Source organism: Microbacterium azadirachtae (assembly GCF_000956505.1).
GTDB lineage: Bacteria > Actinomycetota > Actinomycetes > Actinomycetales > Microbacteriaceae > Microbacterium > Microbacterium azadirachtae_A.
This window is the reverse complement of record NZ_JYIX01000038.1, coordinates 99,221-125,564: the sequence shown is the minus strand read 5'-3', so window position 1 is coordinate 125,564 and position 26,344 is coordinate 99,221. Positions and strand designations below refer to the sequence as shown.

General features: G+C 70.2%; 24 protein-coding genes. 1 reads left to right on the top strand and 23 read right to left on the bottom strand.

What is annotated here, in order from left to right:
- Position 1: 1 nt before the first annotated feature.
- From carB to RS86_RS14990, 8 genes are all read right to left on the bottom strand, one after another.
- On the bottom strand, positions 2–3,289 hold the full coding sequence (carB, locus tag RS86_RS15025; RefSeq protein ID WP_045273079.1) for a carbamoyl-phosphate synthase large subunit: 3,288 nt from the start codon (positions 3,287–3,289) through the stop codon (positions 2–4).
- Positions 3,289–4,440, bottom strand: coding sequence for a glutamine-hydrolyzing carbamoyl-phosphate synthase small subunit (gene carA / locus RS86_RS15020; protein ID WP_045273078.1), 1,152 nt, complete (start codon positions 4,438–4,440; stop codon positions 3,289–3,291). The genes carB and carA overlap by 1 nt, the downstream gene beginning before the upstream one ends.
- Complete coding sequence (locus RS86_RS15015) at positions 4,437–4,976, bottom strand: hypothetical protein (protein ID WP_045273077.1); 540 nt, start codon at positions 4,974–4,976, stop codon at positions 4,437–4,439. The genes carA and RS86_RS15015 overlap by 4 nt, the downstream gene beginning before the upstream one ends.
- Positions 4,973–6,280 carry a dihydroorotase gene (locus tag RS86_RS15010; protein ID WP_045273076.1) on the bottom strand — a complete coding sequence of 436 codons (1,308 nt, stop codon included), beginning with the start codon at positions 6,278–6,280 and terminating at the stop codon, positions 4,973–4,975. The genes RS86_RS15015 and RS86_RS15010 overlap by 4 nt, the downstream gene beginning before the upstream one ends.
- On the bottom strand, positions 6,277–7,284 hold the full coding sequence (locus tag RS86_RS15005; protein WP_045273075.1) for an aspartate carbamoyltransferase catalytic subunit: 1,008 nt from the start codon (positions 7,282–7,284) through the stop codon (positions 6,277–6,279). The genes RS86_RS15010 and RS86_RS15005 overlap by 4 nt, the downstream gene beginning before the upstream one ends.
- Positions 7,281–7,820 (bottom strand): bifunctional pyr operon transcriptional regulator/uracil phosphoribosyltransferase PyrR, encoded by a 540-nt coding sequence (gene pyrR, locus RS86_RS15000; RefSeq protein ID WP_045273074.1) that lies wholly within the window; start codon positions 7,818–7,820, stop codon positions 7,281–7,283. Before pyrR ends, RS86_RS15005 begins: the two co-directional genes overlap by 4 nt.
- A 77-nt stretch (positions 7,821–7,897) precedes the next feature.
- Positions 7,898–8,278 carry a type II toxin-antitoxin system VapC family toxin gene (locus tag RS86_RS14995; RefSeq protein WP_052680303.1) on the bottom strand — a complete coding sequence of 127 codons (381 nt, stop codon included), beginning with the start codon at positions 8,276–8,278 and terminating at the stop codon, positions 7,898–7,900.
- Positions 8,275–8,532 carry a hypothetical protein gene (locus RS86_RS14990; protein WP_152642193.1) on the bottom strand — a complete coding sequence of 86 codons (258 nt, stop codon included), beginning with the start codon at positions 8,530–8,532 and terminating at the stop codon, positions 8,275–8,277. Before RS86_RS14990 ends, RS86_RS14995 begins: the two co-directional genes overlap by 4 nt.
- 190 nt (positions 8,533–8,722) lie before the next feature.
- Here RS86_RS14990 and RS86_RS19955 point away from each other — a divergent pair, with 190 nt between their 5' ends.
- A complete protein-coding gene (locus tag RS86_RS19955) occupies positions 8,723–9,664 on the top strand; it encodes a helix-turn-helix transcriptional regulator (protein ID WP_052680302.1) in 942 nt (313 codons plus the stop codon).
- On the opposite strand, the gene RS86_RS14980 is transcribed toward RS86_RS19955, so the two are convergent.
- The 15 genes from RS86_RS14980 to RS86_RS14910 form a co-directional block, all read right to left on the bottom strand.
- On the bottom strand, positions 9,657–10,340 hold the full coding sequence (locus tag RS86_RS14980; RefSeq protein ID WP_045273072.1) for an ABC transporter ATP-binding protein: 684 nt from the start codon (positions 10,338–10,340) through the stop codon (positions 9,657–9,659). The two genes, RS86_RS19955 and RS86_RS14980, sit on opposite strands and share 8 nt — an antisense overlap.
- On the bottom strand, positions 10,340–12,022 hold the full coding sequence (locus RS86_RS14975) for an ATP-binding cassette domain-containing protein (protein ID WP_045273071.1): 1,683 nt from the start codon (positions 12,020–12,022) through the stop codon (positions 10,340–10,342). Before RS86_RS14975 ends, RS86_RS14980 begins: the two co-directional genes overlap by 1 nt.
- Positions 12,019–13,215: an ABC transporter substrate-binding protein gene (locus RS86_RS14970; RefSeq protein WP_160299697.1), complete on the bottom strand. Its 1,197-nt coding sequence runs from the start codon at positions 13,213–13,215 to the stop codon at positions 12,019–12,021. The genes RS86_RS14975 and RS86_RS14970 overlap by 4 nt, the downstream gene beginning before the upstream one ends.
- Positions 13,212–14,090 carry a branched-chain amino acid ABC transporter permease gene (locus RS86_RS14965; protein WP_045273069.1) on the bottom strand — a complete coding sequence of 293 codons (879 nt, stop codon included), beginning with the start codon at positions 14,088–14,090 and terminating at the stop codon, positions 13,212–13,214. The genes RS86_RS14970 and RS86_RS14965 overlap by 4 nt, the downstream gene beginning before the upstream one ends.
- A gap of 4 nt (positions 14,091–14,094) precedes the next feature.
- The gene (locus tag RS86_RS14960) at positions 14,095–15,510 is read right to left on the bottom strand and encodes an amidase (protein ID WP_045273068.1); all 1,416 of its coding nucleotides are present in this window, start codon (positions 15,508–15,510) and stop codon (positions 14,095–14,097) included.
- Positions 15,511–15,694: 184 nt separating this feature from the next.
- Positions 15,695–17,275 (bottom strand): Rieske 2Fe-2S domain-containing protein, encoded by a 1,581-nt coding sequence (locus RS86_RS14955; protein ID WP_045273067.1) that lies wholly within the window; start codon positions 17,273–17,275, stop codon positions 15,695–15,697.
- A 123-nt stretch (positions 17,276–17,398) separates the two neighbouring features.
- Positions 17,399–20,359: a DEAD/DEAH box helicase gene (locus tag RS86_RS14950; protein ID WP_045273066.1), complete on the bottom strand. Its 2,961-nt coding sequence runs from the start codon at positions 20,357–20,359 to the stop codon at positions 17,399–17,401.
- A gap of 151 nt (positions 20,360–20,510) precedes the next feature.
- Complete coding sequence (gene nusB, locus RS86_RS14945) at positions 20,511–20,921, bottom strand: transcription antitermination factor NusB (protein WP_045273065.1); 411 nt, start codon at positions 20,919–20,921, stop codon at positions 20,511–20,513.
- 3 nt (positions 20,922–20,924) lie between these two features.
- Positions 20,925–21,488 carry an elongation factor P gene (gene efp, locus RS86_RS14940; protein WP_045273064.1) on the bottom strand — a complete coding sequence of 188 codons (564 nt, stop codon included), beginning with the start codon at positions 21,486–21,488 and terminating at the stop codon, positions 20,925–20,927.
- A 106-nt stretch (positions 21,489–21,594) separates the two neighbouring features.
- Positions 21,595–22,053 carry a type II 3-dehydroquinate dehydratase gene (gene aroQ / locus RS86_RS14935; RefSeq protein WP_045273063.1) on the bottom strand — a complete coding sequence of 153 codons (459 nt, stop codon included), beginning with the start codon at positions 22,051–22,053 and terminating at the stop codon, positions 21,595–21,597.
- A 12-nt stretch (positions 22,054–22,065) separates the two neighbouring features.
- Positions 22,066–22,587 carry a GNAT family N-acetyltransferase gene (locus RS86_RS14930; RefSeq protein WP_045273062.1) on the bottom strand — a complete coding sequence of 174 codons (522 nt, stop codon included), beginning with the start codon at positions 22,585–22,587 and terminating at the stop codon, positions 22,066–22,068.
- A complete protein-coding gene (gene aroB, locus RS86_RS14925) occupies positions 22,584–23,690 on the bottom strand; it encodes a 3-dehydroquinate synthase (protein WP_045273061.1) in 1,107 nt (368 codons plus the stop codon). The genes RS86_RS14930 and aroB overlap by 4 nt, the downstream gene beginning before the upstream one ends.
- Complete coding sequence (locus RS86_RS14920) at positions 23,687–24,214, bottom strand: shikimate kinase (protein WP_045273060.1); 528 nt, start codon at positions 24,212–24,214, stop codon at positions 23,687–23,689. Before RS86_RS14920 ends, aroB begins: the two co-directional genes overlap by 4 nt.
- Positions 24,201–25,430, bottom strand: coding sequence for a chorismate synthase (gene aroC, locus RS86_RS14915; RefSeq protein ID WP_045273059.1), 1,230 nt, complete (start codon positions 25,428–25,430; stop codon positions 24,201–24,203). Before aroC ends, RS86_RS14920 begins: the two co-directional genes overlap by 14 nt.
- Positions 25,431–25,519: 89 nt before the next feature.
- Positions 25,520–26,335 carry a shikimate dehydrogenase family protein gene (locus RS86_RS14910; protein ID WP_235281792.1) on the bottom strand — a complete coding sequence of 272 codons (816 nt, stop codon included), beginning with the start codon at positions 26,333–26,335 and terminating at the stop codon, positions 25,520–25,522.
- Positions 26,336–26,344: the final 9 nt, after the last annotated feature.

Genomic DNA, 26,344 nt, shown 5'->3' with positions numbered 1-26,344 from the left:
GTCACGCGCGCGCCAGCCGGTCCTGGGCGTACTCCTGGAGGCTGCGCACCTCGAAGCCCTTGTCCGCCGCATCCATCCCGCTCACGGCGGCGCCGAGCGTCGCGATCGTGGTGAACAGCGCCTTGTCCGCGGCGACCGCGGCCGCGCGGATCTCGTAGCCGTCGGCACGTGCGGCGCCGCCGGACGGCGTGTTCACGATGATGTCGATCGCGCCCTGGTCGATCAGGTCGACGATGTTCGTCTCGCCGCTCGCCTGGGTCTCGCTGTACTTCTCGACGACCGTCACCGGGATGCCGTTGCGCGAGAGGATCTCCGCGGTGCCCGTGGTCGCCACGATCGTGAACCCGAGCTGGTGCAGCCGGTGCGCGGGCAGGATCACGGCGCGCTTGTCGGCGTCGGCGACCGAGATGAACACGGTGCCGGAGGTCGGCGTTCCGCCGTAGGCCGCAGCCTGGCTCTTCGCGAACGCGGTCGGGAAGTCGCGGTCGATGCCCATGACCTCACCGGTCGAGCGCATCTCAGGGCCGAGCACGGAGTCGACGATGCGGCCGTCCGCGGTGCGGAACCGCTTGAAGGGCAGCACGGCCTCCTTGACCGAGACCGGCGAGCCCAGCGGCACGCGGGATCCGTCGTTCTCGGGCAGCAGGCCCTCGTCCTTGAGCGCGGCGATCGTGGTCCCGGACAGGATGCGGCTCGCCGCCTTCGCGAGCGGGATCCCCAGAGCCTTCGACACGAACGGCACGGTGCGGCTCGCACGCGGGTTCGCCTCGATCACGTAGAGCACGCCGGCGCTGATCGCGAACTGCACGTTCAGCAGACCCCGCACGCCCACGCCCTCGGCGATCGAGAGCGTCGCCTCACGCACCCGGTCGATGTCGGTGCGTCCGAGCGAGACCGGCGGCAGGGTGCAGCTCGAGTCGCCGGAGTGGATGCCGGCCTCTTCGAGGTGCTCCATGACGCCGCCGATGTAGAGCTCTGTTCCGTCGTACAGCGCGTCCACGTCGATCTCGATCGCGTCGTCCAGGAAGCGGTCCACGAGCAGGGGCTTGCCCTCCTCGATGATGACCTCGCCCGCCGTGCGCACGAAGTAGTCGCGCAGCGCAGGGGTGTCGTAGACGATCTCCATGCCGCGCCCGCCGAGCACGAAGCTCGGGCGCACCAGCACCGGGTAGCCGATCTCCTCGGCCACCGCGACGGCGCCGTCCACGTCGATCGCCGTGCCGTTGCGCGGAGCGACGAGGCCCGCCTCGTCGAGCAGGCGAGAGAACAGCTCGCGCTCCTCGGCGAGGTCGATCGCCTCGGGGCTCGTGCCGAGCACCGTGTAACCGGCAGCCTCGATGCCCTTCGCGAGCCCGAGCGGGGTCTGTCCGCCGAGCTGGCAGACGACGCCGAGGATGGTGCCGCTCTGCGCTTCGGCGTGCAGCACCTCGAGCACGTCCTCCAGGGTGAGCGGCTCGAAGTAGAGCCGGTCGGAGGTGTCGTAGTCGGTGGACACCGTCTCCGGGTTGCAGTTGACCATCACGGTCTCGAAGCCGGCGTCCGAGAGCGCGAAGGAGGCGTGCACGCACGAGTAGTCGAACTCGACGCCCTGGCCGATGCGGTTCGGGCCGGAACCGATGATGACGACCTTGGTGCGCTCGGACGGCGTGACCTCGGTCTCGCTGTCGTAGCTGGAGTAGTGGTAGGGCGTGAGCGCGGGGAACTCGCCCGCGCAGGTGTCGACGGTCTTGTAGACCGGGCGGATGCCGAGCCCGTGCCGGACGCCCCGCACCTCGGCCTCGCCGATGCCGCGAAGCTCGGCGAACTGCGCGTCGGAGAAGCCGTGGTCCTTGCCGAGCCGGATCGTGTCGGCGTCGAGCTCGGGGGCCGTACGGATCTGCTCCGCGACCTCGTTGATGAGCACCATCTGGTCGATGAACCACGGGTCGATCGCCGTGGCCTCGAACGCCTGCTCGATCGTAGCGCCCTTGCGCAGCGCCTGCTGCAGGGTGACGATCCGACCGTCGGTCGGCGTCTTGGAGATCTCGAGCAGCTCCTCGACGCTGCGGCTCTCCGCGCCCCAGTGGAAGGAGGATCCGCGCTTCTCGAGCGAGCGGAGCGCCTTCTGCAGCGCGGTCGTGTAGTTGCGTCCGATCGCCATCGCCTCGCCGACCGACTTCATGGTCGTCGTGAGCGTGGCGTCCGCGGCGGGGAACTTCTCGAATGCGAACCGCGGCGCCTTGACCACGACGTAGTCGAGCGTGGGCTCGAAGCTCGCCGGGGTCACGCCGGTGATGTCGTTCGGGATCTCGTCCAGGCGGTAGCCGAGGGCCAGCTTGGCCGCGAGCTTGGCGATCGGGAAGCCGGTCGCCTTCGACGCGAGCGCCGAGGACCGCGACACGCGGGGGTTCATCTCGATGACGATGACCCGGCCGTTCTCCGGGTTCACAGCGAACTGGATGTTGCAGCCGCCGGTGTCCACGCCGACGGCGCGGATGATGTCGATGCCGATGTCACGGAGGTTCTGGTACTCGCGGTCGGTGAGCGTGAGCGCCGGGGCGACCGTGATGGAGTCACCCGTGTGCACGCCGACCGGGTCGACGTTCTCGATCGAGCAGACGACCACCGTGTTGTCTGCGGTGTCGCGCATGAGCTCGAGCTCATACTCCTTCCAGCCGAGGATCGACTCCTCCAGGAGCACCTCGGTGGTCGGCGAGTCGTGCAGGCCGGCGCCGCCGATGCGGCGCAGGTCCTTCTCGTCGTAGGCGAAACCGGATCCGAGTCCGCCCATCGTGAAGGACGGGCGGACGACCAGCGGGTAGCCGAGCTTCTCGGCCCCTTCGAGCAGCTCGTCCATCGTGTGGCAGATCACGGACGCAGCGACGTCGGCGCCCGCATCGAGCACGAGCTGCTTGAAGATCTGGCGGTCCTCGCCCTTCTGGATCGCGTCGACCTTTGCGCCGATGAGCTCGACGCCGTACTTCTCCAGGATCCCGCGCTCGTGCAGCGCCATGGCCGCGTTCAGCGCCGTCTGGCCGCCCAGGGTCGGCAGGATCGCGTCCGGCTTCTCCTTGGCGATGATGGTCTCGATGACCTCGGGGGTGATCGGCTCGATGTACGTCGCGTCCGCGAAGTCCGGGTCGGTCATGATCGTGGCCGGGTTGGAGTTCACGAGGATGACGCGGACGCCGTCTTCGCGCAGGACGCGGCAGGCCTGGGTGCCGGAGTAGTCGAACTCGCAGGCCTGACCGATGACGATCGGGCCGGATCCGATGACGAGGACGGAGTGGATGTCGTCGCGCTTGGGCATTACTTGCTGTCCTTCGTGGAGAGGTGGGCGACGACGACATCACGGAAGCGGTCGAAGAGGTAGTTGGCGTCGTGCGGTCCGGCGGCGGCCTCGGGGTGGTACTGCACCGAGAACGCGGGGATGTCGAGGGCGCGGAGCCCCTCGACCACCTGGTCGTTGAGGCCTACGTGGCTGACCTCGACCTTGCCGTAGCCGTGCGGGCTGTCGAAGGAGCCCTCGATGGGGGCCTCGACCGCGAAGCCGTGGTTGTGAGCGGTGATCTCGACCCTGCCTGTGGCCTTGTCGAGCACCGGCTGGTTGATGCCGCGGTGGCCGAACGTGAGCTTGTAGGTGCCGAGCCCGAGAGCGCGGCCGAACAGCTGGTTGCCGAAGCAGATCCCGAAGTACGGCAGGCCGGCGTCGAGCACCTCGCGGAGCACCGCGACCTGCGCGTCCGACGCTGAGGGGTCGCCGGGGCCGTTCGAGTAGAACACGGCGACCGGATCGACGGCCGCGATGTCGGCGAACGTGGAGGACTGCGGCAGCACGTGCACGTCGAATCCGCGCGCGGCGAGGTTGTCGAGCGTGGACTGCTTGACGCCGAGGTCGAGCACGGCGAGGTTGCCGATCCGCTCCCCCGTCGCCGGCGTGACCTCCGCGTGCTCGACGGAGACCGCAGCGGAGAGGTTCTGACCGGCCATCTCCGGCGCCTCGGTCACGCGGCGCAGCTGCTCGTCGGCGTCCAGCGCGGCGTCCGCACCGGAGAAGACACCGCCGCGCATGGATCCGGCGGAGCGGATGTGGCGGGTCACCGCACGCGTGTCGATGCCGCTGATGCCGACGATCCCGTCGCGCACCAGCGTCTCGTCGAGCGACGTGTTCGCTCGCCAGTTCGACACGACCCGCGAGGGGTCGCGCACGATGTACCCGGCGACCCAGATGCGCCGGGACTCCGGGTCCTCGTCGTTCATCCCGGTGTTGCCGATGTGCGGCGCGGTCTGCAGCACGATCTGACCCGCGTAGGACGGGTCGGTGAGGGTCTCCTGGTAGCCGGACATGCCGGTCGCGAAGACGACCTCGCCCAGGGTGGTGCCGCGGGCGCCGTAGGCGCGCCCGACGTGGCGCGTGCCGTCCTCGAGGACGAGCACGGCGGAGTCGTGGGGAAGGGTCATGCGGATTCTCCTGTCTCGGAGGCAGCGTCGGGGCGCTGCGAGCTGATGAGTCGCTGGAGGTCGGTGAGCGCGGCGCCGGAGGCATCGGTGTTCCCGATGTCACCGGTGATGCGCAGGTAGCTGTCGACGACGGTGCCTTCGTCCGTGCGCCAGACGAGGCGGATGAGGCCGCCCGGTTCGACGACCCGGTCGATCGTGACGGTCGCCCGGTCCGCGCCGATTAGCCGCGACGATGCGAGGAACACGGTCGGCGAGCCGTCGAGACTCAGCGCCGCGCCGCGGTCGGTGATGGTGAGTTCGCCGCGGGCGCGGTACACGAGAGGACGGACGGCGAGGCGCTCGAGCGAGTGATCGTGCTTGGTCGTCGCGACGTAGAGCGTCTCGTAGCGGGCCTGCACCTCCGCGTGCTCCGGCACGCCGAGCGGCGCCGTGAGCCCGGAGTCGCGACGCAGCCGTGCACGCCAGGCGAACACGCCGCCGAGGATCAGCAGCAGGGCGACCGCGAGAACGACCGTTCCGGCGAGCTGCTGGTTCACGAGCGCACTCCCCGCTCGGCCAGCACGCCGTCCTCGAGCGTCACGTATCCGTGGTGCACCGTCCAGAGGACCTTGCCCGGAAGGTCGCGGCCGAGGTACGGCGAGTTCGTGCTCTGCCCGTGCAGATCCGACTCGGCGAAGACGCCGACCGCGTCGGCGTCGTAGAGCGCGAACTCCGCCGGCTGCCCGGCGGCGATCGGCGTGCCGTGGCCGGCGAGGGAGCCGATCCGCGCCGGAGCGGAGCTCATGACGCGCGCCACATCCGTCCAGTCCAGCAGGCCCGTCTGAACCATGGCCTGGTGCACGACCCGCAGTGCGGACTCGAGCCCCACCATGCCGTTGGCGGCGGCCTGCCACTCGCAGGCCTTTGCCTCGCTCGGGTGCGGGGCGTGGTCGGTCGCGACGATGTCGATCGTGCCGTCGGCGAGGCCCTCGCGCACGGCGAGCACGTCCTCCTGGGTGCGCAGCGGCGGGTTGACCTTGAACCGCGCGTCATAGCCGCGGGCCAGCTCGTCGGTCAGCAGCAGGTGGTGCGGGGTGACCTCGGCGGTCACCGCCACTCCGCGCTTCTTCGCCCAGCGGATCAGCTCGACCGAGCCGGCCGTGGAGAGGTGGCAGACGTGCAGCCGGGATCCGACGTGCTCGGCGAGCAGGATGTCGCGCGCGATGATCGACTCCTCGGCGACGGCGGGCCAGCCCGCGAGGCCGAGCTCCGCGGAGACGGCGCCCTCGTTCAGCTGGGCGCCCTCGGTGAGCCGCGGATCCTGCGCGTGCTGCGCGATCACGCCGCCGAAGGCCTTCACGTATTCGAGCGCGCGGCGCATGATGAGCGGATCCCACACGCAGAAGCCGTCGTCGCTGAAGACGCGGACGTTCGCGCGCGAGGAGGCCATCGCCCCCAGCTCGGCGAGCCGCTCGCCCTTCTGGCCGACGGTGACGGCGCCGATCGGCTGCACCGTGGCGTAGCCGGCGGCCTCGCCGAGGGCGAGCTCCTGCTCGACCACACCGGCCGAGTCGGCGACGGGCGAAGTGTTCGGCATCGCGAACACGGCGGTGAAGCCACCGGCTGCCGCCGCTCGGGTGCCGGACAGCACGGTCTCGCTGGCCTCGTAGCCGGGCTCGCGCAGGTGCGTGTGCAGATCCACCAGCCCGGGCAGAGCGACCAGCCCGTCGGCGTCGATGACGCGCGCGCCGGCCGCGGAGAGGCCGGAACCGACCTCGGCGATCAGCCCGTCCTGGACGAGGATGTCCGCGGAATCGGCGCCGAGGATCTTCGCGCCTCGGAAAAGCAGGCTCTCGGTCATCGGTCTCCTCGATTCATCTCGAACTCCTCGGTCGCGGCGCTCGCCCCTGCCTTGTCCGGCTCGGGGCGCTCCCCCGCCAGCAGCAGGTACAGCGCCGCCATCCTCACGGACACGCCGTTCGTGACCTGCTCCAGCACGGTGGAGCGGGCGGAATCGGCGGCATCGGAGGAGATCTCCAGTCCGCGATTCATCGGACCGGGGTGCATCACGATCGTATCGTCGGGCAGCCGCCGCAGCCGCGCCGCGTCCAGGCCCCACCGGCGGGTGTACTCGCGCTCGGAGGGGAAGAAGGCCGCGTGCATGCGCTCGAGCTGGATCCGCAGCATCATCACCGCGTGCGGCTCCTCGGCCAGCGCTGCGTCGAGGTCGTACAGCACCCGCGCCGGCCAGCCGGTGACGTCCTGCGGGATCAGCGTCGGCGGGGTGACCAGGGTGACCTCCGCGCCGAGCGTCGACAGCAGCCACACGTTGGAGCGCGCCACGCGGGAGTGGAGCACGTCGCCGACGATCACGACCCGCACCCCGCCGAGGTCGCGGCCCCGGCTGTCCGCGCCGAAGCGGCGCTTGCGGATCGTGTAGGCGTCGAGCAGGCCCTGGGTGGGGTGCTCGTGCGTGCCGTCGCCGGCGTTCACGACCCCGGCCGAGATCCAGCCGCTCGTGGCGAGCGTGCGCGGGGCGCCGGACGCGGGATGCCGCACGACGACGGCGTCGGCGCCGATCGCCTCGAGCGTCTGGGCCGTGTCCTTGAGGCTCTCGCCCTTGGAGACGCTGGATCCCTTCGCAGCGAAGTTGATCACGTCGGCGGAGAGGCGCTTGGCGGCGGCCTCGAACGAGATGCGCGTGCGGGTGGAGTCCTCGAAGAAGAGGTTCACCACGGTCTTGCCGCGGAGCGTCGGCAGCTTCTTGACCTCGCGGGACTGGGTGTCCGCCATGTCCTCGGCGATGTCGAGGATGCGCATCGCGTCCTCACGAGCGAGCGTCCTGGTGTCGAGCAGGTGCCTCATTCGTCGCCTCCCTCGATCGAGACGTACTCCTCGCCGTCGTCCTCGCGCAGGCGCACGTTGACGCGCTCGGCGCGGGACGAGGGGATGTTCTTGCCCACGAAGTCGGGGCGGATCGGCAGCTCGCGGTGCCCGCGGTCGACGAGGATCGCGAGGCGCACCACGGCGGGGCGGCCGATGGACTGCAGCGCGTCGAGGGCGGCACGGATGCTGCGGCCGGAGAAGAGCACGTCGTCGACGAGGACGACGGTCTTGCCGTCGATGCCGCCGGCGGGGATGTGCGTGCGATGCGGCGATCGCGTCGGATGCTTCGCGAGGTCATCGCGGAAGAGCGTGACGTCGAGAGATCCGACCGGGACCGCGATCTGCGCGATCTCCGTGATCAGCATCGCGAGGCGCTCGGCGAGCGGGACCCCGCGGGTGGGGATGCCCAGGAGGATCAGGTCCTCCGCTCCCCGGTTGGATTCGAGGATCTCATGGGCGATGCGCGTCAAGGCGCGCCTGATGTCGGCTTCCTGCAGCACGATACGTGCGCTCATCTGCCGGCTCCCTTCTCCGCCTCACGGGACGGTGTTAAAGGTTGCTTTGAAGTATTGCCTCAGTCTACCCGGTCCGGCTACGCACCCACGACGGCGACGCCGCGCTCGCGGGCGGCATCGGCGAGACGAGGGTCGAAGGTGGCGAGAGTCGCGTTGAGTTCGATCGACGTGGCGAGCACATAGGCGTCGGGCAGCCTGAGCTTCGTCGTGCCACGGAGGCGCGCAACATCGAGCGGCTCGTCGAGCAGCGGGACGTGCCGATCGATCCCCAACCGGACGATGTCCTGCACAGCCTCGTCCTCACGACCCTCGCGAACCGGCCAGACGAGCGTCTCGGCGAGCGTGACCGGATGCAGAATCAGATCGTCCTCCGTGTCGAGGATCTCAGCAGCAAGGTCCGCGTGCCGATCTCCTGGAGTCCACCAGGCGATCAGCACATTCGCATCGACGACGATCACTCCGGCCATTCCTTCCGAAGGTCTTCAAGGTAGCTGGGCGGGTAGTTGAATTTCCCCCGCGTCTCCTCCAGCACCTTGCGCCGCTCGGATCGTCGAGCCGCTCGCTTCGCGGCCAGGGTCTCGCTCCCCGCCACTGCAAGACGCGCGACGAGTTCGGACCGGGAGGCGCCCGGCCACTCCTTCTCCGCCAGTTCGAGCCCCGCGGCGAGCTCTGGGGTCTGCGTCACCTGGATCCGCGGAAGTACGGTGGCCATACCAGGAGTGTACCGCCCGCCCGGACAGTGGTACAGATGAGGACACCATGCGTCAGGACGACGGGAGCGATCTCCGCAGCCCGCACCGGATGACCGCTCGCAGACAGGCCGCCGGACCGAATGGCAGGTATCCTGAGATACAGTGATCGGGCACCCTGCGCTCCCTCTCGACGAAGAGAAAGGCGGAGCCATGCACATCACCTCGACCCTCGGCGGCGCGGTCGTCAGCGGCTACCTCGACGATGCGCCGAGCGATCGCGCGCCCGGCGACGCGGTGGTCGTCCGGCCTCACGAGGATCCGTATCGCGCACGCTCGTCCTCCTGGGCGCTCGGGCGCCTGCTCGGCTGCGACATCAGGGACGACTACTCGGTCAGCGTCCGTCCGCTCGCGTTCTCGACCGCGATCGACACGCGCTTCCTCGGCATCCTCCTCGAGGGATCCGGCACCTTCGCGCAGAACCGGACCGAGACCGCGCTGCGCCCTGGCAGCATGGTGCTCTACTCCCGGTCCGCGCCGTTCTTCCTCGACCTCGTCGGGCCCTATCGGTATCTCGTCCTGGCCGTGGACGTCGACGCGCTGGGCGCGAGCGACCGGGACCTGTCGGCGGTGGCGGGCTCCGCGGCCCTCTCCGACACGGCCGCGGCCTGCATCCTGACGGGGCTGCTGGCCGGCGTCCCGGAGCGCTGGGGAGCATTGCCCGCCGCGCTGCGGCTCGAGCTCGCCGATGTCGCGCTGTCGCTGCTCCGCGACTGTGTCAGGGAGGCACGAGGCGAGCGTCCGACCGTCCGCTCCGCGGAGGACGTGGTCTACGACCGCGTCGTGGAGTGGATCGACGGACGCCTCGCCGACCCCGACCTCACTCCTGCGAGGATCGCCGAGGCGAACCACATCTCGGTCAGCTACCTGCACCGCGTCTTCCGTCACGCCGGCACCACGGTCGGCGAGCACGTGCTGGCGCGGCGGGTGGAGGGGGTGCGCCGGGAGCTGCAGACCGCGAGCAGGGATGAGCCGCTCGCCGCCGTGGGGCGCCGCTGGGGCTTCCGCGATCCCTCCCGGCTCAGCAAGGTCGTCCGGCAGCGGTTCGGACGGAGCCCGCGCGAGCTGCGCGCGGCGGAGGATGCTGTCAGCTGAGCACGAGCAGACGCCGCAGCTCCTCGACGACCCCGTCCTCGACCTTCCGGTCCAGCACGATCCTCCCCGCCTCCATCACGAGTACCCGATCGCAGGACGCCGTGACGAGATCGGGGTTCTGGTCCACGAACAGCACCCCGACGCCGGAATCCGCGACAGCGCGCAGCGCCGCGAACGTGCTTGTCACCATCGACGGCTGCAGGCCGTGCGTGAGCTCGTCGATGCACACGAGCGCCGAGCCGGCGAGGATCGCGCGGGCGATCCCGAGCTGCTGCTGCTGACCGCCGGACAGCGTTCCCGCCGGCTGCACCGCCCGCTCTCGGAGCGTCGGATAGACCTCGAGCGGATCGACCGCCGGCCGATACCCCCGCCGGGCGAGCCGGAGGTTCTCCGCGACGGTCAGCGACGGGAACACCCCGCGATCCTCGGGGAGGAAGGCGACGCCCGCGGCGGCCGACCGATCGGGGCTCCGCGCCGTGAGGCTTCGGCCTCCCACCTCGACCGCGCCGCTGAGGCGCTCCACCGTCCCGAAGAGCGCTCCGAGCAGGGTCGACTTCCCCATCCCGTTCCTGCCCAGCAGTCCCACGATCTCCCCCGCACCGACCTCGAGGTCGACGCCGTCGACGATCCGGACGCCGTCGTATCCGCCGGCGATCCCCCGCGCATGAAGCACCATCAGCTCCCCAGGTAGGCATGGCGCACGGCATCGTGCGCGACGATCTCATCCATGGTTCCCGACGCGATGATCGCGCCGTTGGACAGCACCACGACGCGGTCCGCGATCTCCCGCACGATCTCCATGTCGTGCTCGACGACGACCATGCCGCATCCGGTGTCCGCCACGACACGGCGCAGGCGCTGCGCCAGCGTGCGCGCGTCGGCATGGGACAGCCCCGCGGCAGGTTCGTCGAGCAGCACGAGATCGGAGGGGCCCCGCAGCACCATGTCGAGCTCGAGGTGCCTTCGCTCGGCCATCGACAGCTCGCCGGCGAGGCGGGCATCGGCGGGAGCCTTATCGGTCGATCCCCCGCTGAGAGCGGCGAGGGTGAGGTTGTCCGCGACGGAGAGCGCGGTGAAGACGCTCGGCACCTGGAACAGCCGGCCGATGCCCAGCCTGGCCCGGCGGTCGACGCCGTAGAGGGTGACGTCCTCTCCGCGGAGCAGGACTCGTCCGGCCGAAGGGCGGAGCAGGCCCGCGATCACCGAGAGCAGGGTGGATTTGCCCGCGCCGTTCGGTCCGATCAGTGCCACGCATTGCCCGCTGCGGACGGTGAGCGAGATGTCCTGCAGCACGCTCGACCTGCCGAAGCGCTGGTCCACGCCCTCCACCTGCAGCAACGGGGCATCGGTGGGAGGCGGTGCACTCGGACGTCGCACCGGCCGGGCCGAGGGGACGCGCAGCACCTCCGATCGCCCGAGGAGCAGGCGCCGCGCTCCGCCGGCCACGCCGCCCGGAGCGAATCGCACCACCAGGATGAAGAGTGCGGCCACCCCGAAGACGTACCAGCTCTGCCACGTGCGGCCGAGAGTCTGCGCGGCCACCGTGAGAAGCACGGCGCCGAGGAACGGGCCGATCAGCGAACCCTTGCCACCGACCGCGAGCCAGGTGAGGACGCTGGTCGACAGCGCCAGCCCGAGAGTCGCGGGGGTGACGAGGCCTGCGACGGGTGCGAAGAGCGCCCCCGCCACCGCCGAGACCGCGGCCGAGATCATGAAGGCCGCGGTCTGCGTCCCGCGCACGCTGATGCCGAGGTGCTCCGCCCTGGCCGGATTCACCAGCACCGCGAGCTGGAACGCACCGCGCCGCCCCGCCACGAAGAACCGGAACGTGAGCCCGACCACGACCACGGTGACGGCGAGCACGAGGTAGTAGGTCGGGACGAGGTCGAGCGTCGGCGCGACCATCCCGTTGGATCCGCCCGTCACCTCCGGCATCGAGGTCGCGACGCGCTGCAGGAGCTGGCTGATGCCGAGCGTGAAGAGGATGAAGAGCGGCACCGCGGTCTCGCCCTTCACGGCGAGCGCGATCTGCGCGATCAGTCCCGCAATGCCGGCGGCGATCACGACGCCCAGCGCAGCGGCCAGCATCCACGGCACGCCGAGCGAGACGCCGATCGTGAGCGCGTAGGCGCCGAGGCCGAAGAACGCGGCCTGTCCCACGCTGATGAGTCCTACCCGCCCCCAGGAGAGATCCAGCCCGTAGGTGAAGAGCCCGTAGACGAGGCCGAGGGCGACGACGCCGAGCGCGTACGGTGCGAGCCCGAACGGGAGCACCGCGAGCAGGACGACCACGACGACGAGGATCGCGCCGGGGCGACGGACGAGACCGCCGATCCCCCGGCCGGCCGACGCGGTCATCCGCAGGTCGTCTCGGTGTCGGCGACCATCCCGTGGTCCTTTGTGACGGGATATGCGCCGCCGGCGCCGATGGTCACCGTCGACATGGTGGCCTGCAGGATGTTCGCGGGACCCGCGAAGTGCGTCCCCTTGCCGAGCGGGGAGTCGAAACGGAAGCCGGCGATCGCGGTATTGAGCTCGGCGGGCGCCGTGGCCTTGGCGTCGTTCGCGGCCGCGGCGATGAACCGGATCGCGAAGTAGGCGTTCGCGGCGACCTCCGGGATCGGTGCCTGCGACCCTGTCTTCTTGCGGTACGCCGCCACGAAGGCCTTGCTCTCGTCATCGGCGAAGCCGTCGCTCCAGCGCACCGCGTGCTCTCGGCCCGTGACCTGATCCGCGACAGCCGGGTAGTAGTCGGCGTCGAGCGGGGCGCCTTCATAGCCCAGCGTGGGTGTCAGGAGCCCGAAGGCCTGCGCCTGCTTGGTGAAGACGATCGCGTCCGCGCCGACGACCATGGACAGCACGAGGTCGGGAGCTGCGGCTTTGAGGCGCCCGATGGTCGACTCGAAGTCGGTCGTGCCCAGAGGGCTGAACTCCTGCGCGACCACGGTCCCTCCCGCGGCTGTCACGATCTTCTCCGCGCTCGCCGCATAGTCCCGCGGGAAGTTGTAGTCGGAGCCGACGATCGCGACCCGCGTGCCGTACTTCGCGAGCAGGTCCGGGACGATCGGCGTGAGCAGCTGATGGGTCGATTCTCCGAAGCCCCATGCGTAGCGCGAGCAGACCGCGGGATCGCCGAGGATCGACGTCGCGAAGGGGATCTTCGCGGAGTTCGCGACGGAGGCGACCGCGGCGGCGGTGTCGCCTGTGATGGTGCCGAACAGCAGGGAGACATCGCCGGTCTGCACGTACTTCTTCGCGAGCTGGGTCGACGTCGCAGGGTCCGAGGAGTCGTCCTCGACGGTGTACTCGATCGGCTTGCCGTTCACGCCGCCCTCGGCGTTGATCTTCTCGACGCCGAGCTCGAAGCCCGCCTTGAGAGCGAGTCCGGCCGACGAGATGTTGCCGGTCGCAGGGACGATCACGCCGACTTTCAGCGGGCCTGCGGCGTCGCTCTGCGTCGATGCCCCGCCGATGCTGCTCCCGCAACTCGTCAGGAGCAAGGCGCCCGCGGCGAGGACCGCTCCGAGCGCGAGGCGGTTGCGGCGGGTCATGCGACGCGGCCGCAGGGAAGGAATCGGGTGGACCATGTCAGGAGCCTCCTGGTTGTCGAGGTGGAACGGACGGCGACGGCGAAGAGCACGACGACGTAGAAGAGGGCGTCCGCAGCGGTGTCGGCGAAGAAACGGCGCAGCACGACCTGCAGTGCGACGACGAAGAACGCGGCGATGACGGCCCCGGAGAACGAGCCGGGCCTGGCGAGCAGGAGGACCACGAACGCGGGGATGAGGATCGTGAAGCCCATCGAGGGGTTGACGCCGAGCAGCGGGCTGTAGAGACCTCCCGCGAGGACGGCGAGGAGCCCCGCCACCACGAACGTGAGCGTCCTGGTCCGCGCCGGCGGGGTTCCCAGCAGCGCCGCCATCGTGGAGTTGTCGGCCACGGCGCGCAGTCGGAGCCCTGCCCGCGTCCGGTACGCGATGATGAGGACGATCGCGACCGCGACGGCGCCGCCGAGACCGGCGAGCAGGCGGAAGGACGGGTACGGGACCCCGAGGACGGTCACGACGCCGTCGACCGGGGCGCGGACCGCCCGCGCCGTCGCACCCCAGACGAGCTCGCACACCTGGCGGAGCACCATCCCGACGCCCCAGGTCACCAGCAGCGAGGCGAGCGGGGACCCGACGAGCCTGCTCAGCAGGCCGCGTTCGATCACGTAGAGAAGCGGCACCGAGACGACAAGGCCGATGAGGATCCCCAGCCAGAACGGGAGCCCCGCAGTCGCGACCATCGTGAAGGCTCCGATCGTCGCGAAGTCGCCGACCGCGAGGTTGACGATCCGGCTGACGCCGAACACGAGCGAGAGCGAGAGCGCCAGCAGCGCGACCAGGCCCAGCTGGCTGAAGAGCGAGAGGACGAGTTCGATCATCCGCTCAGACCTCGAATCCGGCGGGACGGCGATGCACCCATGGCGCCGCCTCTTCGAGTGCCGCGGCGAGCCGCAGCAGGACGTCTTCGCGCCAGGGTCCTGCGACCAGCTGCGCACCGATCGGCAGGCCGTCCGCCGCGACGTGCATCGGCAGCGAGATGGCGGGCAGGCCCGCGAGGTTGACCCAGCTCGTGAAGCTCACCATGCGCCCCTCCCTGACGCGCGGCAGATCGGGATGCTCGTTCGCCTCGGCGACGAGTTCGCCGGCCGGCACCGGGACGGTCGCCATGGTCGGCGTGAGCAGCACGTCGAAATCCCGCCCGAACTGCGACACGATGTCGTAGGTCTCGGCCTGGATGAGCATCGCGCTCTGCACGTAGTCGACGGCGCTGGCACGGCCTGCGCGGGCCATCCGGTGGCGCAGATAGGGCTCCGCGAGCTCGGGCCAGAGGTAAGGCATCGCGGCGACGGACGCGTCCATGATGTGGGTGACGTATCCGAGCACCGCGCGCTCGCTGTAGAACCTCGGCGTCACGGGTGTCACGACGTGCCCCATCGCCTCCAGGAAGGCCGCGGTGCCCGTCGCCGCCCTCACGCATTCGTCGTCGACGGGAAGGCCGGTGGGCGCCTCCAGGAGCAGGCCGATCCGCAGAGGCTCCTGCGGCCGTCCGACCTCCGTGGCGAAGGGGCGCTCGGGACGCGGGGCGTTGTACATCACGAACGGATCCGGCCCGCTGATCGCGTCGAGGATCGTGGCGGCGTCGGCGACCGTGCGTGCCTCCGCACCCTCCGTCGCCGCGTGCTCCCATCCGGCGACCGCCGAGGGCACTCGCCCGCGCGAGGGCTTGAGCCCGACGAGGCCGTTGCTCGACGCGGGCATCCTGATCGAGCCGCCGCCGTCGGAGGCATGGGTGAACGGCGCGAGGCCCGCGGCCAGCGCCGCCCCTGCCCCGCCGCTGGATCCGGCCGGTGAGCGGCTGAGGTCCCACGGGTTCCGCGCCACGCCGAAGCGCGACGTCTCGGTCACGCTCATCGTGCCGGCTTCGGGGGCGTGACTGCGGCCGAGCAGCACGCATCCCGCACGGCGGAGCGCCCCGACGATGAGGTCGTCCTGCGTCTGCACCGCGGTGTTGGTGCCGAGCGACCCGTAGAAGCAGGGCTGTCCGGCCGCGGCCGTGAGGTCCTTGATGGGCACAGGGATGCCGTGCAGCAGTCCCAGCGGCGTGCCCGCACGTACCGCCCTCTCGGCCTGCCTGGCCTCGGCCAGGGTCGCGTCAGGGTCGATCCAGACGATCGCGTTGATCGCAGGGTTCAGCCGGTCGATCCGGTCGAGGTAGAGCTCGGCGATCTCGACCGGGCTGACCGCGCCGACCCTGATCTCGCGGGCGATCTCGGTCGCGGAACTGAAGGCGGTGACCATCGGGTTTCTCTCCGTCCGGGCGGGCCTCGTCGCCCGCCGGATCCCCATGCTAGGGACGGCGCGACGCGCGAAATGGTCCCTGAGTGGACAGAAAAGGTCCCCGAGTGGACAGGTGCGCAGCACGCGAAAGAAGCCGCCCTCCCCAGGGGGAGGACGGCTCCGGACGTGCGATGACGGTAGGGGCTCAGACCCCGAGCCGCAGAGCGTCGTCGGTGACGGGATCGATCTGCTTGGCCCGGATCGGATGACCGCTCGTGGACAGGCAACGGCCCGTCTTCAGATCCCATTTCCAGTCGTGCATGCTGCAGGTGAGCACGCCCTCCTCGTCGACGGATCCGGTGCGGGTCAGGTCGGCGCGCAGGTGCGGGCAGCGGCGCTGCACGATCCAGTCGCCGACCTCGGCGTCCTCGGTCTGATCGGTCTGCTCCTGGTACCAGTTCTCGACGTACTCGATCCGGTCGACGGACAGGCACTTGAGGAACGTGGTGAGGAACTCGTTGAACTTGCCGCTGCGGCCGACGGAGAACTGCATGGACAGGAAGATCGAGTTCGACCAGTCGATCTCATGGTCGGCGATGTTGGTCGAGACGAGGTCGGCGGGGATCGTGTACCAGTAGATGCACTCCTCCCCCGCGTACTCGCGCACCTTGGCCTTCGGGAAGTCGACCACCATATCGAGCTCGCCGATGCGGAAACGGACGTTGCCACCCACACCGAGCCGGATCGTGCGGGACTTCTTGAGCAGCGGCTCCCACCACTCCTTGATGGCCGCGAGCATCTCCTCGGGAGGAAGGATCGGCGAGCGACGAGCCTCCTCGTCGCGGATCTCCTGCTGGCGCGTGGCCCGCTGCTCCTCGAGGTAGTCCCACTTCTCGTCGAAGATGTGGCGCAGCTCGTCCTCGGAGTAGAGCGTCTGCTCGACCGAGGCGATCTCTCGGTCCTCGAGGGTCACCACGGTGCCGGGCACGAACAGATGCCCGTCGTACTGCGGAGCGAGCTCGTTCATGTGCGCCAGGAACTGCTTCTGGTCCGTGAAGATCGACTCGCCGTTGCGGCCGATGCCGTTGAAGTCGAACAGCTCATCGCGGAGGAACATCGGCGGGCCCGCCATCGGGAAGACGTGCGGGGCGTCGACCTTCTCGATGTAATACATCGCGCGCTTGTTCTGCGCCTCGCGCTTGAGGCGGGCGAAGTTCTGCTTGGCATCCAGCGGCAGGTCGTAGACCATGGGCCACCAGATCGCGCCGGAGACCTGCGTGAAGTAGGCGTCCGGCTTGCCGAACGTGAGCAGCCGCTCCAGGTCGAGCGGGTGCGAGTCGTTCTGGTTCAGCACCGATCCGGAGCCGTCGTCGACGCTGAGCGAGGAGTCGCCGATCGGGCCGTCGCTGGGAGCACGCAGCGGCGTGATCATGATCTTCAGCGCACCGCGCTCGATGATCTCACCCGCGGGCGCGTAGGTGATGTTCTCGTACCCGAGGGCGCGGAGATCCTTCTCCAGATCGTCGGTCGGGTACTCCGGAAGGAGCACCTCGATGTCCTTGCGGATGTAGCGCTCGAGCAGCCGCGGGTCGAAGTGGTCGCGGTGCCGGTGCGACACGTAGAGGAAGTCGGCCTCGCGCCCGAGCCGCTCCCAGTCGAGGCCGCGGTTGTCGGGGAACGGGAACCAGGATCCGTAGAAGGACGGGCCGAGGACGGGGTCGCAGATGATGTCTCCGCCGACCGTCTCGATGAACATCCCGGCGTGCCCGAGTCCCGTGATCCGCATGTTTCTCCTCCTGTGTGGACCTGTCGATCCTACCGGGGCCCATGCGATCGGGCCTGGAGACGGCCCGTGCATAACCAATCCGACGGCCGCCAGGGCCGCCACGACCGCGCCGGTGACCGCGGCTCAGCCGAGCAGTTCGCGGATGTCGTCAGCGGTCAGGGACTGCGCGAACAGATCCTCGTCGTCGAGCACCGCCGAGAACAGGCGCGCCTTGCGCTGCTGCAGGGCGAGCACCTTCTCCTCGATCGTGCCCTCGGAGATCATCCGGTAGACGAAGACGCGGTTCTGCTGCCCGATCCGGTGTGCGCGATCGGCGGCCTGCGCCTCGGCCGCCGGATTCCACCACGGGTCCAGCAGGAACACGTAGTCCGCCTCGGTGAGCGTGAGGCCGGTACCGCCGGCCTTGAGGCTGAGGAGGAACGCGTCCTGCTCGCCCTCCCTGAACTCCTGGACGACCCGGTCCCGGTCCCTGGTCGATCCGTCCAGGTAGGACACCCGGAGCCCTGCCCGGCGGAGCCGTTCGGCCGCGAGCCCCAGGAACGACGTGAACTGGCTGAACACCAGCGCCCTGTGCCCCTCGGAGCGCAGCTCGATCAGTCGCTCCACGAGCTCCTCGAGCTTTCGGGACGCGATACCGGCGTCGTCTGGCTCGATCAGCCCCGGTGCCAGGCTCAGCATGCGCAGCATCGTGAGCGAGCGGAACACGATGAAACGCTGCCGGTCGAGGTCGGGCAGAAGGCCGAGGATCTTCTGCCGTTCGCGCTGCAGCACCGTGTCGTAGCGGTGCTGGTGCGCGGGAGCGAGCTCGACACGGAGCACCTGCTCCTGCCGCTCCGGGAGATCGGGGGCGACGAGCTCCTTGGTGCGGCGGATGAGGAACGGACGGATCCGCCGTCGCAGCAGGTCGATGCGGGATCGACGGAAAGGTGCGCCTTCGGCGTTCTCCGGCACCTTGCCCTGCTCGATCGGCTGGATGAAGTCCTCCCGGAATCTCCGCGCCGAGGCGAACAGGCCGGGCGATGTGAGGCTCAGCAGCGCCCACAGCTCCCCCAGACCGTTCTCCAGCGGTGTGCCGGTCGCGGCATAGACCGCCTGGGCGTCGAGCGCCGCGACGGCCTGGTGCTGCTTGGTCGCCGGGTTCTTCACGTTCTGCGCCTCGTCGAGCACGACTCCCGACCATGGCCGGCGCGCGAACTCCTCCGCGTCCAGGCGCAGCACGGTGTACGAGGTGATCACGAGGTCCGCATCGCCGACATGGGAGGCGAGATCGACCCCGTGCGCGTCGCGGGTGCGGCCGGCCAGGACCACGCGGAGCCCTGGCGCGAACCGCTCGGCCTCGCGCTGCCAGACGGGAAGCACCGAGGTCGGCGCCACGACCAGCCACGGTGCGGTTCCGCCGTCGGCGACGCCGCTCCGGCTCTCCCGTGCGTGAGCGATGAGCGCGAGCAGCTGCACGGTCTTGCCGAGCCCCATGTCGTCGGCGAGGATGCCGCCGAGGCGGTGCTGCCACAGCCGGGCGAGCCGCGTGAATCCCTCGCGCTGGTACGGGCGCAGCTTGGCGGTGATGGCGGCCGGCACCGGAACCGGATCCGCACTCGGATCGGCTCGGAGTCCCTCGACGGCGGCCCGCCAGGCCTGCGCGGGCACGGTCTCGTCGGCGAGGTCCTCGAAGTCCTCCCAGAGCGTCAGGTGGGTGCGCGCGATCCTCGGCCCGGTCTCCCACTCGGCGAGCTCCGCCGCCTCGTCCAGGAGCTCCTTCAGCCGGTCGAAGGCGGGGTGGCGCAGCGAGAACCACGTGTTGTCGACGAGCTTGAGCTTGCCCTGACGAAGTGCGAGCGCGCGGAACAGCGGCTCGAACGGGATGGTGCGGCCGTCGATCCGCACCAGGATCCCGAGCTCGAACCAGTCCGGATCCGTGCTCTCCACCGTGCTGACGGTGATCGCGGGGTCGCCGGTCAGCTCCGCGTACGTACGCGGCGTGCCGGTGGTCTCCGTGGCGATGCCGCGCGCTTCGAGGGTCGGCACGAGGTGCGAGACGAACTCGGCCGCGTCGGCGTCGCGCAGCGCGCCGGCGAGCATGAACGGCAATCCCGTGACCTCGGTCCAGGCCGTATGCACGGAAGGACGCAGCTGCCCTTCCGCCGCGCCGTCGCGGATCCCGGACTCGGTGGCGCGCTCGTCGAGCGGGAAGCGCGCGTACCCCGGGTAGTCCCAGTGCAACCGGTACGCCACGACGTCGTCAGGGCGGAAGTCGATGACGAGCAGGGGCACGGGCTTCGGCGCCGCGGGCAGCGTGACGCCGTGACCCGCGCGTACCGCGGCCCCGCGCATGATCGTCGGATAGCCGTCCCGGAAGAAGGCCTTCCGGTCCACCGGAGCCACCGTCAGGCCGGCCGGCGCCGACAGCAGCGCCCGTACGCCGTCCGTGAGCGGCACCGGTCCGAGCACGAGATCGATCCTCTTGCCGACGACGCGATGCGCGTACGCGCCACCGGATCCCACCGCCTGCGTCGCTGTGGCGGGGAACGATTCGCCCACGGCGTCCGCCGAGGCGGAGAGCAAGAGCCCGCCGTCACCGTCCGCGGCGATGTCGACCACGATCCGCAGCTCCTCCGACCACTGCAGGCGGGTGCTGCGCTCCGTCGCCACCAGCACGATCCCCGCCGCGGATGCCGACTGCAGATGCGGCCACAGCAGCGGGGATGCGACCGGATCCAGCAGCAGCCAGTCCCCCGCCGTGCCGGAGAGCAGCGAGTCGCGGGAGATGCTCAGCAGGTCGGCGAACCAGCGGGAGTGCGCCGCGTCGTAGCGCGTGCCGGGACGACGGACGGCGTCCCAGTCGGCGTCCGACTGCACCCAGGCGGATCCGGCGTCGTTGCGCCGCAGCGGGCGGACGGCGAGGAACAGCTCGCCCGGATCCTTGGCCAGATCCCGCGCGGTGGCCGTGCGCAGCGGTCGCGAGGCCCAGTGCCTCGCATCGGCGCGGTCGCGTCGGCGCAGTTCGACCCCGAGGGCCAGCGGAGCACCGCTCGCCCGGGTGGACGGCAGCAGCACGCGCCAGTCGTCGGCGTCAGCGGAGGTCATGATGATCCATCCTCATGCAGGCCACGGACACACCGGCCGGGTTTCGGCGCGCACTTCTACGTTTTGGGGCGCAGGACGCCGGGAAAACCCGGGATCCTGCGCCCCAAAACGGACAGACACGCCCCAAACGGGAGATCGTGGTGCGATCGGATCAGGCCGAGCGGGCGACCCGCGCGAGCACGCCGTGCACGAACGCGCCGGAGTCGTCGGTGGAGAATTCCTTCGCGAGCTCCACGGCCTCGTCGATCGCGACGGCCGTGGGCACCTCGTCGTTGCGGAGGATCTCCCACACGCCGATGCGCAGCAGCGCCCGGTCCACGGCCGGCATCCGGTCGAGCTTCCAGTCACGGCTGTGCGTGGTGATCTGCTCGTCGATCTCGTCGCGGTGATCGATGATCCCGTCGACGATCTCGCGCGCATAGAGCCAGGAGGCTTCGCGGGCGGGCTCGGCGGAAGCGCGCTTGGCCTCGGCGGCGAGGGTCACCGCGAGGTCGTCGCCGCGCACGTCGGCGGAGAAGAGGATGTCGAGGGCGCGCTTGCGCGCCTTGGTCCGGGCGCCCACGCGTCAGTCGTTGATGCGGCCGAGGTAGCCGCCGGTGCGCGTGTCGACCTTGACCTTGGTACCGGTCTCCAGGAACAGCGGGACCTGGATCTCGTAGCCGGTCTCGAGCGTGGCGGGCTTGGTGCCGGCCGACGAGCGGTCGCCCTGCAGGCCGGGCTCGGTGTAGGTGACCTCGAGCACGACGGAGGCGGGCAGCTCGATGTAGAGCGGGTTGCCGTTGTTCAGCGCGATCTGGACCTGCTGGTTCTCCAGCATGAAGTTCTTCGCGTCGCCGACCGTGGCGGCGGCCACATTGATCTGGTCGTAGTCCTCCTGGTCCATGAAGACGTAGTTGTCGCCATCGGTGTAGAGGTAGGTGAAGTCGCGGCGGTCGACGTTCTCGATGTCGATCTTGGCACCCGCGTTGTAGGTGCGGTCGACGACCTTGCCGCTGACGACGTTCTTGAGCTTCGTGCGGACGAAAGCGCCGCCCTTGCCGGGCTTGACGTGCTGGAACTCGATGACGTTCCAGAGCTGTCCGTCGATGGAGAGGACGACGCCGTTCTTGATGTCTGCGGTCGATGCCATGGGTCTGAGAAGTCCGTTCCTGAGGTTCGCGGCCGAGCGGCCGACGTTCAATCTTACGGGATGCCCGCCGATCGGCCTGTGAGAGCGGCCGGAGCGGTGCCGCGGATCAGCCGTCCGCCTGGCCCTCGAGCAGCAGGATCAGGCGACGCGTCGCTGTCGCGTACCCCTGCACGCCCTCCCCCACGACGTGCACCGCGGCCACGTCCGTGAGGTACGAATGGTGCCGGAACTCCTCGCGTGCGTACACGTCGGAGATGTGGATCTCCGCGAACGGCAGGGCGACGCCGGTGAGGGCATCGCGCAGGGCGACCGAGGTGTGCGTGTAGGCGCCGGCGTTGATCACGATGCCGCCGCAGTCCTCACGCGCATCATGGATCGCGTCGAGGAGCACGCCCTCGTGGTTGCTCTGCACCGCACGGATCTCGTAGCCGTACGCTCCGGCGGCCTCGGCGGTGATCCGCTCGACGTCGGCGAGCGTCGCGGACCCGTAGATCCCCGGTTCGCGCAGGCCGAGCAGATTCAGGTTCGGCCCGTTGACGAGGAGCAGGCGGCGCGGCGTGGTCACGTGCTCACGGTATCAGCGCGCGTTGGGGACCAGGGGGCGCACCATCACGTACTCCCGCCCGTTCTCGAGCTCGGTGATCTGCCCCGTGCGCGTGAAGCCGCAGCGCTCATAGGCCGCCTGCGCGCGGTGGTTGTCCACGTGCACCTCGAGCGTGAGCCCGTATGCGCCCTGTTCGGCCGACCACGTCGCGCACTCGTCGAAGAGCGTCTCGATGGCTCCGGCACCGCGATGCCCCTCGGCCACGTAGACGCCGACGATGAGCGCGGTGGACTCCGGGCCCTCGAGCCCTGAAGGCAGCACCGTGGCGGATCCGAACCACTCGCCGTCGTCGGCGATCGCCACGAACTGCGCGTTCGAGCCTCTCTCAGCCGCGTTCGCGGTGCGGTGCTGCCAGAACGCGTCGGGCTGCGCCGAGGCGTTCTCGAAGGTGTCGAGGAACGCGAGCGCGGCCACTGGATCCTGCAGGGCTCGCAGGCGCAGGTCGCGGACGTCGGCCCATTCCGTGGCCAGCACCCGGCGCACCTCGATGCTCACTCGCCGACCTCCTGGTACGCGGCGAAGAGCAGCGACTCGTCGGGCGCCTGCAGCACGGTGGGCTTGGCGATGCCGTCCAGCACGATGAAGCGCAGCATGCCGCCGCGGCTCTTCTTGTCGCGCTGCATGGTGGACAGCAGAGTCGGCCATGCGCCGGCCCGGTACGAGGTCGGAAGCCCCAGGGACTCCAGGATCGCGCGGTGCCGGTTGGCGTCGTCGTCCGAGAGGCGCCCTGCCAGCCGGGACAGCTCGGCCGCGAACAGCATGCCCACGGAGATCGCGGCGCCGTGGCGCCAGCGGTAGCGCTCCGCGTGCTCGATCGCGTGGCCGAGCGTGTGCCCGTAGTTGAGGATCTCGCGCTGGCCGGCCTCGCGGAAGTCCTCAGAGACGACGCTGGCCTTCATGCCGATCGCGAGTTCGACCGCGCGCCGGAACTCCGGGGTGAGCGGATCCACGGCGCGGGCAGGATCCGCCTCGATGATGTCGAGGATCTCCGGCGCCCAGATGAATCCGGCCTTGACCACCTCGGCGAAGCCGGCGGTCGCCTCGTTCGGCGTCAGACTGGACAGCTCGTCGAGGTCGCCGATCACTGCGCGCGGCGCCCAGAAGGCGCCCACGAGGTTCTTGCCCTCGTTCGTGTTGATGCCGGTCTTGCCGCCCACGGCGGCATCGACGAGTCCGAGCACGGTGGTCGGCACCTGGACGATCTGCACGCCGCGCAGCCAGGTGGCGGCGACGAAGCCGGCGAGGTCGGTGACCGCCCCGCCGCCGTAGCCGACGACCGCATCGGTGCGGGTGAAGTCGGCCTGACCCATGATCTGCCACAGGAACTGCGCGACCTCGATGCGTTTGCCCTGCTCCGCATCCGGGATCTCGGCCAGCAGCACCTCGCGCGGACCGTTCGCGGTGTCGGCGACGATCCGGTCGCGAAGCTTCGCGGCGCGATCGGCGAGTGTCGGCGGGTGCACGACGAGCACCTTGCGGACGCTCGGCGCCAGAGCCGCGGAGACGCGATCGAGGATGTCCCGTCCCACCGTGATGTCGTACGGGGTGGTCCCCGTCACCGCGATCGTCGTGACCCCGTCGTTCTGCTCCGCGCTCATGCTCGTCCTCTCATCCATTCCACGACCTGCTCGGCGACCCGCGACATCGGCACCCGTGAGGTGTCGAAATGCGCGTCGGCGACTTCTTCGTACAGTGCTCGCCGCTCGGCGTAGATCCTGGACCAGCGCTGGACCGGATCCTCCTCGCCGTGCAGCAGGGGACGTCCCTCACCGGCGATGCGCACCGCGACCGCCTCCGGCGACACGGTGAGCAGCACGACTGGCACGGTGCGCAGCAGCGCTCTGGTCTCCGGGGCGAGCACCGCTCCCCCGCCCAGCGAGATCACCCCGCCGGCCGCGAGCGCTTCGGCGACCGCCTCGCGCTCCCACACCCGGAACTGCGCCTCGCCGTGATCGGCGAAGATCGCCGGGATCGGTCCATGCCCCTGCGCGATCGCCTTGTCGGTGTCGACGAAGCGGAGCCCCGTGGCCTTGGCGACTCTGCGGCCGATGCTGGTCTTGCCGGCCCCCATGGGGCCCACGAGGACCAGCAGTTCCGGCGCCTGCGCCTCAGCCGAGCTCATCGTGCAGGATCAACGCCGCCTCGGAGGCCGGCGTGGTGCGCAGCTCCTCCGGGATCGCGGCGAGGTACGCCTCGAGATTGCGCCGGGTCTCCGCGACGTTGTCGCCGCCGAACTTCTCCAGCACCGAGTTCGCCAGCTCGATCGCGACCATCGCCTCAGCGACGACGCCCGCCGCGGGCACCGCGCAGACGTCGGAGCGCTGGTGATGCGCGGTGGCCTGCTCGCCCGAGGTGATGTCGACCGTGCGCAGCGCGTGCGGGATGGTGGCGATCGGCTTCATGCCGGCGCGCACGCGCAGGACGGTTCCCGTGGACATTCCGCCCTCGGTGCCGCCCGCACGGTCGGAGCCGCGGCTGATGCCGTCGTCCGTCGCGAAGAGCTCGTCGTGCGCGGCGGATCCGCGCCGGCGAGTGGTCTCGAATCCGTCGCCCACCTCGACGCCCTTGATCGCCTGGATGCCCATGAGCACGTACGCGAGCCGCGCGTCCAGCCGGCGGTCCCAGTGCACGTGGGAACCGAGCCCCGGCGGCAGGCCGTAGGCCAGCACCTCGACGATGCCGCCGAGGGTGTCGCCGTCCTTGCGGGCGGCGTCCACCTCGTCGACCATGCGCGCGGAGGTGGCGGGGTCGAAGCAGCGCAGCGGATCCGCGTCCAGCGCATCGACGTCGTCGGGAGTCGGCAGATCGGATCCCTCCGGCACCTGCACCGGTCCGATGGACAGGGTGTGGCTGACCAGGCGGATGCCGAGCTCGCCGAGGAAGGCGCGGGCCACGGCGCCGAGCGCGACACGGGCGGCGGTCTCCCGGGCGCTCGCGCGCTCCAGGATCGGGCGGGCCTCGTCGAAGCCGTACTTCTGCATGCCGACGAGGTCGGCGTGGCCGGGACGGGGGCGGGTCAGCGCCGCGCTGCGTCCACGGGACTTGTCGGTGAGCTCGACGGGATCCGCGCTCATCACCTCGACCCACTTGGGCCACTCGGTGTTGCCGATCCGCATCGCGATCGGGCTGCCGAGCGAGAAGCCGTGGCGCACGCCGCCGGAGATCGAAAGTTCGTCCTGCTCGAACTTCATCCGCGACCCGCGCCCATAGCCGAGCTTGCGGCGCTGCAGGTCGGACTGGATCGCCTCACGCGACAGCGGGACGCCCGCAGGCAGACCCTCCATGACGGCAATGAGTTCGGGGCCGTGCGATTCGCCGGCCGTGAGCACGCGGAGCATTTCTCTAGTCTCCCATGCGTTCAGAGCACGCCCGCCCGCATGACTTCCCCTGCGTTCAGATCACGCCCGCCCGCATGACTTTCGCGCGTTCAGCGCAAGGCCGCCCGCATGGCCTCGAGCACGCCTGCTTCGTCGGGCAGCTCCTTCTCGGGATCCCCGTGCAGGAAGATCCGGATCTGCCGGACCGCCTGGTGCAGGAGCATCTCGAGACCGCTCAGGACGGGCGCATCGGTCCACGCACGGACGAGCGGGGTGGGCCAGGGGGCGTAGGCGGCGGAGAACAGCGCTCCGCCGCGGCTCGCGAGCGCCATCATGACGGCGTCCGGCAGCACCGCGGTGCCCGGAAGGGTCGAGATCGTCAGATCGACCGTCGGGGGGATCTCCTCCGAAGCAAGCTCCGCGGTGGTCGCCCGCAGTCCGATCCGCTCCGCGAATCCGGCCAGCTCGGCCGCCTGCTCGGCGCGACGCGTCCTGAGCTCGACCGTGCCGGCTCCGAGGCGCAGCAGCGACACCAGGGCCGACCGGGCCGTCGCTCCCCCGCCGAGCACGCGCGCCGAGCGCGCCGAGCCGAAGCCGCCGGCCAGGAGCGCGGACGTGAGCCCGCTGACGTCGGTGTTGAAGCCGCGGATCTCCTCGCCCAGCAGCAGCGTGTTCACCGCGCCCGTGAGCCTTGCGTCCTCATCGAGCAGGTCGGCGCGGGCATGCGCGCGCTCCTTCAGCGGCATCGTGAGCGAGAGCCCGCGCCAGGTGTCGTCGAGTCCGTCCAGTGCCGCGTCGAATCCGTCCTCGTCCACCCGGCGGCGGCCGTACTCCCAGTCCACTCCGAGCAGCCGGTAGGCGGCGCCGTGCAGGTCTGGCGAGCGGCTGTGGTCGATCGGATCGCCCCAGACCGCCAGGCGTGTCACGGCAGGACC